8 protein-coding genes and 4 pseudogenes are annotated in these 14378 nt (G+C 48.7%); 4 read left to right on the forward strand and 8 right to left on the reverse strand.

All coding sequences use genetic code 11. The features are described 5' to 3' along the window. Positions 1–195 precede the first annotated feature (195 nt). The 3 genes and pseudogenes from JCM16496_RS02010 to JCM16496_RS02020 all read left to right on the forward strand — a co-directional run bounded on the left by JCM16496_RS02010 (position 196) and on the right by JCM16496_RS02020 (position 3854). Positions 196–1001, forward strand: a pseudogene (locus JCM16496_RS02010) (DUF3805 domain-containing protein). Between the two features lie 63 nt (positions 1002–1064). Then, a complete protein-coding gene (locus tag JCM16496_RS02015) occupies positions 1065–2954 on the forward strand; it encodes an ABC-F family ATP-binding cassette domain-containing protein (protein ID WP_025831971.1) in 1890 nt (629 codons plus the stop codon). A 57-nt stretch (positions 2955–3011) separates the two neighbouring features. Beyond that, positions 3012–3854 (forward strand): histidinol-phosphatase, encoded by an 843-nt coding sequence (locus JCM16496_RS02020; protein WP_025831974.1) that lies wholly within the window; start codon positions 3012–3014, stop codon positions 3852–3854. Positions 3855–4020: 166 nt separating this feature from the next. Here the strand turns inward: JCM16496_RS02020 and JCM16496_RS02025 are convergent, their stop codons facing one another. The 5 genes and pseudogenes from JCM16496_RS02025 to JCM16496_RS02045 form a co-directional block, all read right to left on the reverse strand. Further along, positions 4021–4518, reverse strand: a complete 498-nt coding sequence (locus tag JCM16496_RS02025) for a thioredoxin family protein (RefSeq protein ID WP_025831975.1) — start codon at positions 4516–4518, stop codon at positions 4021–4023. A gap of 9 nt (positions 4519–4527) precedes the next feature. Further along, positions 4528–4824, reverse strand: coding sequence for a thioredoxin (gene trxA / locus JCM16496_RS02030; RefSeq protein WP_025831979.1), 297 nt, complete (start codon positions 4822–4824; stop codon positions 4528–4530). A gap of 183 nt (positions 4825–5007) precedes the next feature. Beyond that, positions 5008–7166 (reverse strand): annotated as a pseudogene (locus JCM16496_RS02035) (S46 family peptidase). 139 nt (positions 7167–7305) lie between these two features. Continuing rightward, positions 7306–9470, reverse strand: a pseudogene (locus JCM16496_RS02040) (S46 family peptidase). 204 nt (positions 9471–9674) lie between these two features. Beyond that, on the reverse strand, positions 9675–10919 hold the full coding sequence (locus tag JCM16496_RS02045; RefSeq protein WP_025831981.1) for an anaerobic sulfatase-maturation protein: 1245 nt from the start codon (positions 10917–10919) through the stop codon (positions 9675–9677). A 133-nt stretch (positions 10920–11052) separates the two neighbouring features. Between JCM16496_RS02045 and JCM16496_RS02055 the strand changes: the two genes are divergently transcribed. Continuing rightward, a complete protein-coding gene (locus JCM16496_RS02055; protein ID WP_025831983.1) occupies positions 11053–11784 on the forward strand; it encodes a DUF4369 domain-containing protein in 732 nt (243 codons plus the stop codon). Here JCM16496_RS02055 and JCM16496_RS02060 read toward each other — a convergent pair. The 3 genes and pseudogenes from JCM16496_RS02060 to JCM16496_RS02070 all read right to left on the reverse strand — a co-directional run bounded on the left by JCM16496_RS02060 (position 11781) and on the right by JCM16496_RS02070 (position 14374). After that, positions 11781–12535: pseudogene (locus JCM16496_RS02060) on the reverse strand (lysophospholipid acyltransferase family protein). The gene JCM16496_RS02055 and the pseudogene JCM16496_RS02060 overlap by 4 nt on opposite strands. Positions 12536–12584: 49 nt before the next feature. Then, positions 12585–13760 (reverse strand): metallophosphoesterase, encoded by a 1176-nt coding sequence (locus JCM16496_RS02065; protein ID WP_025831985.1) that lies wholly within the window; start codon positions 13758–13760, stop codon positions 12585–12587. Then, positions 13748–14374 carry a hypothetical protein gene (locus JCM16496_RS02070; protein WP_025831986.1) on the reverse strand — a complete coding sequence of 209 codons (627 nt, stop codon included), beginning with the start codon at positions 14372–14374 and terminating at the stop codon, positions 13748–13750. Before JCM16496_RS02070 ends, JCM16496_RS02065 begins: the two co-directional genes overlap by 13 nt. Between the last annotated feature and the right edge of the window lie 4 nt (positions 14375–14378).

The following is a 14378-nucleotide window of genomic DNA, read 5'->3' on the forward strand; positions in this document are numbered from 1 at the left end:
TTCATAGATGATGATTGGAACAGCCGGTTCGTGAGAATCGGCTGTTTTTTGTTTCGTTTGTTTGCATATCAACGGCGGTAATGTTACTTTTGCCCTAAAAGCGAAGATAGACTGCACCTCAGCATAAAAAATGAATAAGTTCATTTTATTTTGCATTCGGTTTGCACTATCTTTGCGAGAAATAGCTAAGATGGTATGGAACAAAGCAAGAAATTTATCTCTCCGGGGGCATGGTTCTCTATGGCTTATCCGGCAGACTGGAATGAATTCGAAGATGGGGAAGGTTCTTTCCTTTTCTATAATCCCAATGAGTGGACCGGTAATTTTCGCATTTCGGCTTTCAAAGGGAATACTACTTATGGCAAGGACTCCGTGAAGCAAGAGTTACGGGAAAACTCCTCTGCCACTCCGGTCAGGATAGGCCGGCTGGAATGTGCATATAGTAAGGAGATGTTCGAGGAAGAAGGTGCATACTATACTTCCCATTTATGGATAACGGGCGTGGATGAAGTTGCTTTTGAATGCTCGTTTACGGTGAAGAAAGGAGAGTCGGTTGCAGAAGCGGAGAAGATTATCGCTTCGCTGGAAACGCGTAAGGATGGAGTGAAGTATCCGGCAGAGATAATTCCGGTGCGGCTTTCGGAAATCTATCAGATTAATGAAGCATACGAGTGGGTGGATACTACTGTAAAAGAGTTACTGAAGAAAGATTTCCAAGGAGCGGAAGAAGACATTGCCAAGATGCAGCAGATTATGGAAGAAAGTGACATCAGCCCTAAGAAGAAGGATACATGGCTGGCTCTTGGCATCGTGCTTTGTGTTATTTTCGCCAATGAAGTGGACGGTATGGAATGGCGCACCTTGGTGGACGGAAACCGGGAAGCGCTATATTGCTGAACACGTCTACCGCTGAATGGATAGACCCCATGAAGCTGGTTTGGAGCAAAGTAAAGGCAGGAGCTAAAGTGAATCTGCCGGAGGTATATAGCTCCTTGTTCTAAGGTCCGGTCATCTCAGTACTGTGATTTTCAACTTTCAATTTTCATTTTTCAACTATTAAAGCATTGGCAGCAGTAAATTCAATTCTTCAGGTGGAAAACCTGACCAAGTCGTTCGGTGACTTGGTACTATTCGAAAATATCTCTTTGGGCTTGTCCGAGGGACAGCGTGTCGGGCTGATAGCCAAGAACGGCAGCGGCAAGACGACGTTGCTCAATATCCTTTCCGGCAAGGAAGGGTATGACAACGGCACCATTTCCTTCCGTCGTGATTTGCGTGTGGGGTATCTGGAGCAAGACCCGCAATACCCCGAAGAGCTGACCGTGCTCGAAGCGTGCTTCCATCATGGCAACAGTACTGTCGAGTTAATCAAGGAGTATGAACGTTGCATGGAAACGGAGGGGCATCCCGGCTTGGACGAAATTCTGGTGCGTATGGACCATGAAAAAGCTTGGGAGTACGAGCAGAAGGCGAAACAGATTCTGTCTCAACTTAAAATACGTGATTTCAGTCAGCACGTAAAGTATCTGTCCGGTGGACAGCTGAAGCGTGTGGCACTTGCCAATACCCTTATCACTGAGCCCGATTTGCTGATATTGGACGAGCCTACCAACCACCTCGACCTCGATATGACGGAGTGGCTGGAGGAATATCTCCGCCGGAATAACCTCAGCCTGCTGATGGTGACACACGACCGTTATTTCCTCGACCGTGTATGCTCCGAAATCGTAGAGATAGACAACCGGCAGATTTATCAGTATAAAGGCAATTACAGTTATTATCTGGAGAAGCGCCAAGAGCGTATCGAGGCCAAGACTGTGGAGATAGAGCGTGCCAATAACCTCTACCGCACAGAGCTGGAATGGATGCGCCGCATGCCGCAAGCCCGCGGGCACAAGGCACGCTATCGGGAGGATGCTTTTTACGAGTTGGAGAAAGTGGCTAAGCAGCGTTTCAACAACGACAATGTAAAGCTGGACGTCAAGGCTTCCTATATAGGCAGTAAGATATTCGAGGCAGACCATCTGTACAAATCCTTTGGTGACTTGAAGATTCTGGATGATTTCTCCTACATCTTCTCCCGGTACGAAAAAATGGGTATCGTTGGGAACAATGGTACGGGAAAGTCGACCTTCATCAAGATACTGATGGGTTTGGAGCAGACAGACAGCGGTACGTTGGACATTGGTGAGACGGTCCGCTTCGGTTACTATTCGCAGGACGGCTTGCAGTTTGACGAGCAGATGAAGGTGATTGATGTAGTGCAGGACATTGCCGAGGTCATCGAGCTGGGTAACGGCAAGAAGCTGACGGCATCGCAATTCCTACAACATTTCCTGTTTACTCCCGAGACACAGCACAGCTATGTCTACAAGTTGAGTGGGGGAGAACGCCGCCGCCTCTACCTGTGTACGGTCTTGATGCGCAATCCCAACTTTCTGGTGCTGGATGAGCCGACCAATGACCTCGATATTGTGACGCTGAATGTGCTGGAAGAGTATTTGCAGAATTTCAAAGGATGCGTGATGGTGGTGAGCCACGACCGTTATTTCATGGACAAGGTGGTAGACCATCTGTTAGTGTTCAACGGACAAGGGGATATCCGCGACTTTCCCGGCAACTATACCCAATACCGCGACTGGAAAGATGCGAAAGCCCATCAGGAAAAGGAGAAAGAGAAAGAAGCCGCCAAGGCTCAGGAGGAGAAGACGGCGAAGGTGCGTCTGAACGAGAAGCGGCGCATGTCTTTCAAGGAAAAACGCGAGTTTGAACAATTGGAACAAGAGATTGCCGACCTGGAAACGGAAAAGAATGCAATTGAAGAGGCTCTGTGCAGCGGCACCTTGTCTGTGGACGAACTGACGGAGAAGTCGAAGCGTTTGCCGGAATTGTCGGACTTGATTGACGAAAAAACATTGCGCTGGCTGGAGCTGAGCGAGATAGAGTCGAACTGAAGTTCGAAATTAAGAATTAAAAATTAAGAATTAAAATTAGAAATTAGAACTGAGAAAGTGGGAAATCTGACGAATTATCATAGCCATAGCCTTTATTGTGACGGGCGTGCCGGCATGGAGGACTTTGTGCGTTTTGCATTGAGTGAAGGTTTTACATCATACGGCTTTTCATCGCATGCGCCATTGCCTTTTTCTACGGCATGGACGATGGAGTGGGATAGTATGGACGACTATTTGTCTGAATTCCACCGTCTGAAGGAGAAGTATGCCGGACGTATCGAACTGTATATTGGTCTGGAGATTGATTATCTGAATGAAGCGAGCAATCCGTCCATCGCCCGTTTCAGGGAATTGCCGTTGGACTACCGTATCGGTTCTGTACATCTTCTCTACAACGACAAAGGGGAAGTGGTGGATGTAGATGTACCTGCAGATACCTTCAAGACCATTGTAGACGGACATTTCTGCGGTGATTTGGAGCATGTGGTCCGCCTCTATTATGGCAGGCTGGCGAGGATGCTCAAGCTGGGTGGTTTCGATATTGTGGGCCATGCCGACAAGATGCACTACAATGCGGCATGCTATCGCCCGGGATTGCTGGACGAGCCTTGGTATGATGAGCTGGTCAGGGCGTATTTCGCAGATATTGCCCGTCGCGGCTATCAGGTAGAGGTCAATACCAAAGCCTATCATGACCTGGGCACTTTTTACCCCAATGAGCGCTACTTCTCCTACCTGCATGATTTGGGTGTACGTGTGCAGGTGAACAGTGATTCACACTATCCGGAACGGATAAACAACGGGCGTCCCGAAGCTTTGCGTGCCTTGAGGAAGGCTGGGTATGAATCGGTGATGGAACTACACGGAGGAGAATGGAAAGAGATACCTATCGTGTTTTGAGTGAATAGGATACAAAAACGGGGGTGTGTCATAATTCACCACAGATTACACAGATTAACACAGAATAAATCAATATATTGATAATCAGATATATTTATCTGTGTAAATCTGTGTAATCTGTGGTGAATACCAGTTTTGACACCCTCGTTTTTCTTTCTATTATAAACTATTCTGTTTTCAGTAAAAAGTCGTCAATCGCCTTCTTGTAAGTCTCCTTGTCGGCTGCACCGCGGAAGAGCTGAGGCTCTCCATTCATAGGGATGAATACAAAAAGAGGGATGCTTGTGGCATTGAACAGTGCGGCAAGTTCCTTTTCCTTATCCACATTTACTTTGTAGATAACGATTTTGCCCGCATACTCCTTTGCCAGCTCTTTCATGATGGGAGCCACCATGCGGCAAGGCCCGCACCAGTCGGCATACAGGTCAATGATGGCAGGCTTGCTTCCCTTGTATTTCCAGTCCTGGGATTTCTCGTAGTCGAACACATCCTTGATGAACATGGCTTTGTCCATGACGATTACCTCTCCACCGGCTTGGACTTCTGTTGTTTTTGCCCGGGCATCTGCCGCTTCCGCCTGGTCCTGTTGTTTGGCGCTGCTTGTGCAGGCATAGGCCAGCATGCTGGAAAACGCGAGGGCAGCCATTGCTATAATCTTCTTCATTGCTTCTTGTTAAGAGTTTTGTTCTATAACGGCTTTCAAATCCTTACCGCTGATGACACCCGAGTGGCGCCATACGGCTTCACCTTTCTTGAATACGATAAATGTCGGTACTGCTTGTATGCGGTAGCTGGTAGCAAGCTCTTCATGCTGGTCCACATCTATCTTGACGATACGGGCAGCATCGCCTATTTCGTTTTTAAGTTCTTCCAGTACCGGATGCATCGCCTTGCACGGACCACACCAGGTTGCAAAGAAGTCGACTAAAACGGGCTTTTCTGATTGTATCAATTCTTCAAACTTTTCCATAATCTTATTTTTTTGATGTTAATATGTAATGATAACAATGTTAGGAGGAAAAATGTTCATCATTCACCACAGAGGACACAGAGTTTCACAGAGCTTTTTTCTTTCCATTGCAGAATTACGTGGATTACTATCGACATTATCTAAAAAGAACTCTGTGAAACTCTGTGTCCTCTGTGGTGAATTTTATTTAATCGTCATTTCTTCTATCAGATGCTTTGCTCCCGCATACTTGTCGATGATGAACAAGGTGTAGCGGATGTCTACACATGCTGCTCGTTGGGAGGACGGACGGAAGGCGATGTCGCCGGTCAGACCTTCGTAATTGCGGTCGAAGCCGGTGCCTATCAGCTCTCCCTTGGCATTGAACACGGGGCTGCCGGAGTTTCCGCCGGTATTGTCTGTGTTGACAATGAAGCAGACGGGCATCTCACCGTTCGGCATGGCATAACGTCCGAAATCCTTTGCCTGGTACAGCTGTTTTAGTTTGGCGGGGACTACAAACTCCCAATTGTCGGGGTCTTCCTTCTCCATGGCTCCTTTCAGAGTGGTGTAGTAACCATATTCCACACCGTCTGCCGGAGCGTAGGGGAGTATCTTGCCGTAGGTCAGGCGCAGGGTGGAGTTGGCATCCGGATAGATGGGTTGGCCATTGGCACGCTTCATGTCCATCATGCCCTTTACCCATACCTTGTGGGCGGCATTGTAGTTCTTGTTGGCGTCCATCATGGCAATGGAGGTTTGAAGCAGGCCGTCGGTGATGGAATATTTCAGCAAGACCATCCAGTCTGTATTAATCTTGTAGAGGCTGGGCTTGCGGATGAACTTGGCAAAGTTCTCCTTGTTGCCGAAGATGGAATGTTCAAAGCAGGCGTCGATGAAAGCGTCGCTGTTGCCCTTGAAGCGCTTGTCTATGATTTGGAAAATACCGATGCGTTGTTCGGCAGGGATATACTTCATGTAGGTTTTCAGCATTTCCTTGCCTACGATGCGTTCCACTTCGGGGAAGGGGACGGAAGCGAAGTAGCGGTCGGCTGCCTTCTGAAGGCTGTCTTTGGCGGCTTCGATGGCTGCTTTGTCCTTGTTCTTCAAGGCAGACACCAGTCCTGCGGTGCTGGGAATACGCATGAAATCGAGTCCCGTCACCAGCGCTTCCTGAATGGCTTGCTGGTGGTAGAGGGCCGGGCGGCGTTGCTTTACGATGGCACGTATCTGGTCGAATGCCTGCTGATAGCTATTGTCGTTCAGCGAGCGTCCGCGTGCCAGGAGTGCCTCTTGTTGTGCACGTTTGGTGTCCAGTACTTTCAGACGGACGAGGCCTTCGTTCATGCCGATGGCGTTTTTCCAGTAGTTGGCGCTGGAGGCATACTTGCTGGCGTAGTGGATGCGTACGGCATTGTCTTGCAGCATCTGTTTCATCAGGGCTTTCTGACGGACGTCGCGCACGTGGTGGCGCATGAAGTTGGTGGTTTGCATGCGCTCTTCCACCTCGTCGGAAATCATGTAGCGCCAGTTGCGTCCGGGGAATCCCATGATGAAGGTAAAGTCGCCCTCGCGATAGCCGTCAAGGCTGATGGTGAGATGTTTCTTCACTTTTAGGGGAACGTTGTCTTTGCTGTAAGCGGCGGGTTTCCCGTCTTTGTCGGCATAAATGCGGAACATGGAGAAATCTCCCGTGTGGCGGGGCCACATCCAGTTGTCGGTGTCTGCACCGAACTTGCCGATGGAGGAGGGGGGAGCACCTACCATGCGGATGTCGCTATAGACGGTCTTCACGAAGAGGTAGTAGCGGTTTCCGCCGTAGAAGGCTTTCAGTTCCAGTTTGCGACCGGGTGTCATTTCGATGTTTTCGGCCTGGGCGAAGCGGTCGGCTACCTTGCTCAGGTATTTGGGAGACAGGTAATTGGTGCCGTTCGGGTCGTCGTCGGTTTTTAGTTGTTCGTTTACGTAGTCTGTCACGTCCAGTATCCGGTCGATGTAGGTCACGGTGAGTCCCTTGCAGGGAAGCTCCTCTTCGCGGGACATGGCCCAGAAACCGTCGGTCAGGTAGTCATGTTCCACCGAGCTATGTTGCTGTATGGCTCCGTAGCCGCAGTGGTGGTTGGTCAGTACCAGGCTTCGGCAGAGATGACTTCGCCGGTACAGCCGCCGCCGAAATGCACCACGGCATCCTTCAGGGCAATGCCGTCGGGATTGTAGATTTGGTTGGCGGGGATGAGCAGGCCGAGTTCCGTCATGGCTACTTCGTTCTGCTTTTGCAGGTCGGTGAGCATCCACATCCCTTCGTCGGCGTGAACCGTGGCAAAGGCAGATGTAATGAATAATGATAATAGGATTCTTTTCATGTCAATAGCTGTTAGAAGGTGTTCTGAGAGGGGGTACTCTCAGTCGTATACTGAGACTATCTAAGTATACGACTTAGGCTACCTCAGTATACGACTGAGATAACCTAAGTTATATCCTTTGTTTTGAACAAGGTTGCTTTTAGTCTACGATGTTCATTTCGTTTATCAAGTGTCCGCAGTTGCCCAGCTTGTCGAGGATGAAGAGCACGTAGCGTATATCCAGTGCGATGCAACGCTGCAGGTCATTGTTGAAGTTGATGTCACCGCTCAATGACTCCCAGTTACCGTCGAAAGCAGTACCGATGAGCTGTCCTTCGCCATTGATGACGGGGCTGCCGGAGTTACCGCCGGTGATGTCGTTTGTCGTGAGGAAGCAAACCGGCATGGTGCCGTCTGCCATGGCGTAGCGTCCGAAGTCTTTCTTCTGAATCAGTTCTTTCAGCTTGGCGGGTACTACGAATTCACGGTCTTCGGGATTCTCTTTTTCAAGGATACCGTCGGTAGTGGTATAGTAGTCGTAGTGTACGGCATCGCGCGGGCTGTATGATTTTACATTACCATAGGTCAGACGCATGGTGAAGTTGGCATCCGGATAGGAGGGGACGGGCTGTTTCATTTCGCCCAAGCCACGGATATAGGCCTTGTGAAGCAGTTCCATTCCGCTTTCCAGTTCCATGTATTGCTTTCCGAGTTCCTGCAGCTTTTCGTTCTTGGAACGTGAGTAAGCCGTAGCAGGGTCTTTCTCGATGGCTTTCACGGTGGGCTTTGCCAGGAATTTGTCCAGGTTCTTGCGGTTGGAGAGGATGGAGTTGTCGTAAATGTTGTCTACGTATGCGTTGTAGTCGCCCTTGAACTCTCCGTTGATGGTTTGGTAGAAGGAGGGCAGCTCGTCGGCGCTCAATGCCTTGGCAAGGGCGGGCAGAATGGCTTTGGCTACGGCACGGTCCACTTCGTGGTCGTAGTCTTTATTGTGGATACCATCGTATGCATTTTCCAACTGCTTCTTCGAAGCTTGCAGCAATGAGTCGTTCTTCTCTTCGAGCGCTTTCTTTATGTTATCCATAATAAGGTAGGTACTGCCGAATTCGATAGCACCGCGCAATGCTTCGTTGGTATAGTAGAGCTGGCGCAGCGTGGGAGTGCTTTTCTCGATGATGGCATCAATTTTCTCTACCACACCCTCGTATTCGGGTTTTCCTTGGGCAAAGGCGGCATACTTTTTCTCGATTTCGGCTTTGGCGCCCAACACGTCATTGTCGATGATTGCCTTGTTCATACCAATGGAGTTCTTCCAGTAGTTACTGCTTCCGGCAAACTTGCTGGCATACTGGATGCGGGTCTTGTCGCTGGCATCCATATACTTGCGCAGTACTTCGAGGCGTACGCCGCGCATATCAATCATTGCCTGGTTCACGGCGTTCATGCGTTGCTTCACTTCGCTCTGGGTGAGGTAACGTTCTGTGCTGCCGGGGAAGCCCATAATCATAGCGTAGTCACCTTCGTTCAGGCCTTTGATGGAGATGGGCAGGAACTTCGGCGTTTTCAGGGGTACATTGCTTTCACTGTATTCTGCAGGCTCTCCGTTGGCATCGGCATAGATGCGGAACATGGAGAAGTCGCCCGTGTGGCGCGGCCACATCCAGTTGTCGGTTTCACCGCCAAACTTACCTACCGAGGAGGGAGGAGCGGCAACCATACGCACGTCGCTGTATACCTTATAATAGAACATATAGAATTTGTTTCCTGCATAGAAGGGGAGTGCGCGCACTTCAATGCCCGGTTTGCCCTTGAGGTCGCTCTTTTCCAGCTCTGCCTTTGCCAGTTTGCTGAGGAAGGGGTAGGTCAATGCTTCGACTTCCGTCACTTCACCTGCCTTTATCTTAGCGTTGACAAGGTCGGTGATGTCTACAATGCGGTGTACAAAACGGAATTTCAATCCCGGGGTGGGCAGTTCTTCACTGCGGTTCATGGCCCAGAAACCATCTGTCAGATAATCGTGTTCCACGCTGCTGTGCTGCTGTATGGCACCGTATCCGCAATGGTGATTGGTCAGAATCAGTCCTTCCGGAGAGATGATTTCGCCGGTACAGCCGCCGCCAAAGATACCTACGGCATCTTTCAGTGACACACCGTTGGATTATAGAGGTCATCTGCCTCCAACTTCAGTCCTTGCTTCTTCATCATGTCGATGGAGTTCTGCTGCTTCATCAGCTGCAGTAGCCACATCCCTTCGTCTGCACGTGCAGAGCACACTGTCAGTGCGGCAATCGCCACAAGCAAACCTTTCTTTAATGTAATCTTCATTTTATATCCATTTTAATTAAGTAATGTCAAATGATTAACTGATACTATCTCAATTCCCCTCCTCCTGGGAGGAGGGGTGCCCGCAGGGCGGGGTGGTAGAGAGCATAAGGCAATGAAATCAACCTATTTGTGTGACACTACCACCTCCCCCTTCGGTATTCACCCCCTCCACCTCCCCGGAGGAGAAGAATTGAGATACTAAATTTACTCATTCCTCTGTTCTTTCATTGAAACAAGTGGTGAGTTCATCACATTGGCAGGCGGACGCTGGTTCATCAGTTCGTTCTTCATAAAGTCCATATAGGGAGCCACATGCTTGAAGAATTTGCGATAGCCGGCACATAAGTAGTTCAGTCCCGGTTCTCCATTGGCGGTATGCGCAAAGCGGTTCTTGGGGCATTCGCCGTTGCAGGCAAACAGCCATTCACATTCCCGGCATTGGGTGGGGAGCGATTGTTGCTTCATCAGTCCGAAGGCTTGTTGCCGTTCGCCGTACATCATCTCCACCAGTGTATTCTGATGGATGTTACCCAGTTTATATTCGGGGAAGACAAAATGGTCGCAGGTATATACGTCTCCGTTGAACTCCATGACGCCTGCATGGCCGCAAGTCTTTGCCATGGAACATACACCCGGCTGTTCGCCTATCCAGTTGGCAAGGGTGGAGTCGAACAGCTGTATGTAGTAAGTGCCCACGTCCTGCTTCACCCATTCGTCGAACAAGGCGCAGAGGAAGTTTCCCCATTGTTCCGGTGTGACGGAAAAGTCTGCCAGCTGTGTGCTCTTTTCCTTGTCTGCCAGGGAGGCAAGATGGCGTCCGTCTCCATGAGGGGCAATGCGCTCCACGATGGGGGCGAATTGGATGTAGTGGCATCCCAATTCTTTGAAGAAATTATAAAAATCCAGAGGATAATCGGCATTGTAGTCGTTTACCACCGCCATTCCGTTCCATTCCACACCGTGCTTTTTCAGCAGGTTGATGCCCTGCATCACCTTGACAAAAGAGGGCTTGCCCTGCTTGTTCTTCCGGTATTCGTCATGGAACTCTTGCGGTCCGTCAATGGATACGCCTACCAGCCAGTTGTTTTCCTTGAAGAACCGGCACCATTCATCGGTGAGCAACGTGCCGTTGGTCTGTATGCAGTTGTCGATGGTGCGTCCGTTGGCATATTTCCTTTGCAGCTCCATGGCCCGTTTGTAGAAAGAGAGCGGACGCATCAGTGTCTCTCCGCCATGCCAGGTGAACAGAACCTGGGGCATGGTCTGCGAGTTGATGTACTCCTCAATAAACTTTTCCAGAAGTTCTTCGCTCATTACATGCTTGGGGGTATCTCTATATAGTTTGGATTTCTCCAGGTAATAGCAATAATCGCATGCCAGGTTGCATACCGCCCCTACCGGTTTCAGCATTACATAGAGCGGTTTGGCAAAAGGTGCATAGGTTGACATGTATATTTTCTCTATTTTTATAATTTATAATTGTGCAAAAATACGTAAACCGAATGAAAAATCCTTTCTTTCTATCCGGTTTATAAGGAATATTAATACCTTTGCCGGGTGTAATTCAAAAATCGTTTCTTGCATGATTAGAATGAGTGTGAACCGCATTTTGCCTTTTTTACTCTTGCTTGTGCTCTTTACTTCTTGCAACCGCAAGTATAAGATAGAGGGCAGTTCTTCGGTAACCAGCCTTGACGGAAAGATGTTGTTTCTCAAGATGCTTCGGGACGGACAATGGGTGAACGTTGACTCGGCAGAGGTTATCCATGGGCATTTCAATATGAAAGGCCGGGCCGATTCCGTGATGATGGTGACTCTTTATATGGACCAGGAAGGCATTATGCCTTTGGTGCTGGAAGACGGCAAAATCGTGGTTTCCATCTCCAATACCCAGTTGATTGCCAAAGGAACCTCTTTGAATGACAAACTGTACGAGTTTATAGACAAACGCAATTCCCTGGAAGTAAAGATAGAGGAGCTGGAACGGAAAGAGGCGCGTATGGTGTTGGATGGTGCCAATCTGGATGACGTGCATGGGCAGTTGACGAAGGAAGGCGAAGCACTTGTGAAAGAGATGAACGACTACGTCCGGCAGTTCATTGTAGATAACTTTGAGAATGTGCTGGGCCCCAGTGTATTCATGATGATGTGCAGCACACTGCCCTATCCGGTGATGACTCCGCAGATTGAAGACATCATGAGAACTGCCCCCTTGTCTTTTAAAGAGAATACTTTGGTGAAGGATTTCCTTACAAAGGCAAAAGAGAATATGCAGTTGATTGAGGAACAGAAACGTATGGAGCAAAAACGTTAGTCTTGGTCTTCGTTCTTCACCATCCCTTTATACTTTTCCGGCAATGCACTCTCCACTGCCGCATAAGCCTCGGTCATGCTTGCCTTGATGTTTTCTGCCCCTTTTCCTTTGGGAGGAATAGGCTCGTGGATGGTCAGTATCATCCGGTGGCGGTGTATCCACTTCCCGGTGCGTGGAAGAATCTCGAACGGGCCGTCTAGCGTGACGGGCACCACTTCCAGTTGCAGTTCATCCGCCAGCTGGAAGGCTCCTCTCTTAAAGTAGCCCATGTGTCCCGTGAAGGTACGTGCCCCTTCGGGGAAAACTACCAGTGATACGCCGTCTTTCAGGGATGATTCTGCCTGCTGCATGGTGGCAAGCACCTTCTTGGGGCTGGAACGGTCGACGAAGATGTGTCCTGCACTTTCGCATGCCTTGCCGACAAACGGGATTTTGCGCAGGCTCTTCTTCATCATCCATTTGAAGTTCCGTCCCAGGAATCCGTATATCAGGAATATATCGAAGGCGCTTGGTGATTGGGTACAAACACGTAAGAGGTACGTTTGTGTATTTTCTCCCTTCCATGCACCTCGACCGGAATAAGCAGGATATAGCAGATGAGCTGTGACCAGATTTTACCGGGATAGTACCCCCAGATATGCGCTCCTCCTATCAGCGAACCGATGATGGTAACCAATGCTGTAAGGATAGTCAGTACCAATAAGATGGGCAATGCAAAGCAAACCTGATAAATATTGTAAAGTATCTTCATAGGTGTCGGATTTTTTATTGCTACAAAGATATACCTTTTTCTTATTTCGTCACTCTTTCTCTCTTACTAATTTTAGTACTGTAATCTCCGGCCATGCTCCGAATCGGAACGGCAGTCCTACATAACCGATGCCAATATTCACGTACAAAGCCCTCTTGCCTTCGTAGTACATTCCTCTCCATTCCGGATAGATAAGTTCGGCAAGGGAGTGTCCGAACATGATGCCCTGCATGGCATGGGTGTGGCCGGCAAGCATCAGTGGAATATCCGATTGGGGCAGTACTTCGCGTCTCCAATGGGTAGGGTTATGGCTGAGCAATATTTGAAACATTCCCTCCGTGCCCTGCATGGCTTGTGGCAGATTTGCAAATTGGGAGAAAGGAGGCTCACCGTCGTTTTCCACACCGATGAGTGCTATGCTGTCACCTTTATGATGAAGGATGTCATGCTCATTGTTCAACAGTTTCCATCCCATTGCTTTTTGCTGCCGGATTAAATAGTCCAGATTGGCAATTTCTGCTTTCGGGCTTTGCCAGTGATAGTATGAACCATAGTCATGGTTGCCGAGGATGGAGTACACTCCGTCCGGTGCATGCAGTTGGGAGAGTATTTCTTGGAAATCATCCAGTTCGTGACTTTGCTGGTTCACGAGGTCACCGGTAAAGACAATCAGGTCCGGCTTTTGCCCGTTGACCAAATCGACCAGTTGCTTGATGGGAGCCGGATTGCCTTGCCAACTGCCAATGTGTATGTCCGATATCTGTACAATGCGGTAGCCGTCGAAACCTTCCGGAATATCGTCAGAACGATATTCTACTTCTTTTGTATCGAAACGGGTGATACCTGCCAAGGTACCGTAAAGGATATTGAAGAAGCTGACGACAGCCAAAACCAGTCCTATAGCGGTGAACGGGCTGCGGGGACAACGGCGGATGATGAAATGCGCCAGTACTCCCACCAGCGAGCAAAGCATGAATATGGTTTTGGGAAAGACAAACAGCATGATGGTGATGGCCAGCCTGCCTATGGCTTGCGTATGGTTTGACATCGCATTGTCACCCGTAAGAAACATGAAGTAAACATAGCCTGCCGATAATAGCAAGGTGGGAAGCCAATAAAGGCAGTGAAGGACTGCCTTTTTGGTTTTTCTTACTACATAAACCAAGTAAATGTAAAGGTCGGGGATGAGAAGGAAAAGGATGAAAACAAGAGTTACTCGGTGCATATATCTTTCAATTCTTCAATGTTCTTTTTAATATTGTCCAGATGTTTGTAAATCACTTTTTTGTAGAGAATATAGATAATCAACGCATCAAATACTACAAAAAGGGTAATCAGTATGGCTTGCACGTCGACGGACATCAGATGATATTCCATCACCCAATAGTTGAGGATATTGAAAAGGATAATCCAAATGGAGATGCCCATCACCTCATATTTGGTCCATTGGCGGAAGGTGGTCATACGGCGGCTGACTTCGGCAACACTCATTTCTTCAATATGTGTATTTTTGTTCCAACGGTATGTTTTCCAGTCCCACCACATGCCTGCGAGAATGCTGATGGCAATGAATCCTAAAAAGGGAACAATCTTTTCTTGCAGTTGTTCGTTGAAACCGAAGGTGGGCAGTAGCAGCCATATAAGAAGAAGGGTAGCCAGACATATCGTTCCTATTCCGATAGAGAAGCGTTGTATGACTACGAGGCGTCCCAGACTTTTGCGGGTATTGGCCTTGTAGCCGGCAATCAGTTCCGTAATCTGTTTTTCGTCAGCAATCGGTTCTTTCTGCAACTGTTCATTCAGTGCGTTCCATGATTTCTTCAGTTCATCCAGTTCCATATAT

Source organism: Bacteroides rodentium JCM 16496 (assembly GCF_000614125.1).
GTDB classification, from domain to species: domain Bacteria; phylum Bacteroidota; class Bacteroidia; order Bacteroidales; family Bacteroidaceae; genus Bacteroides; species Bacteroides rodentium.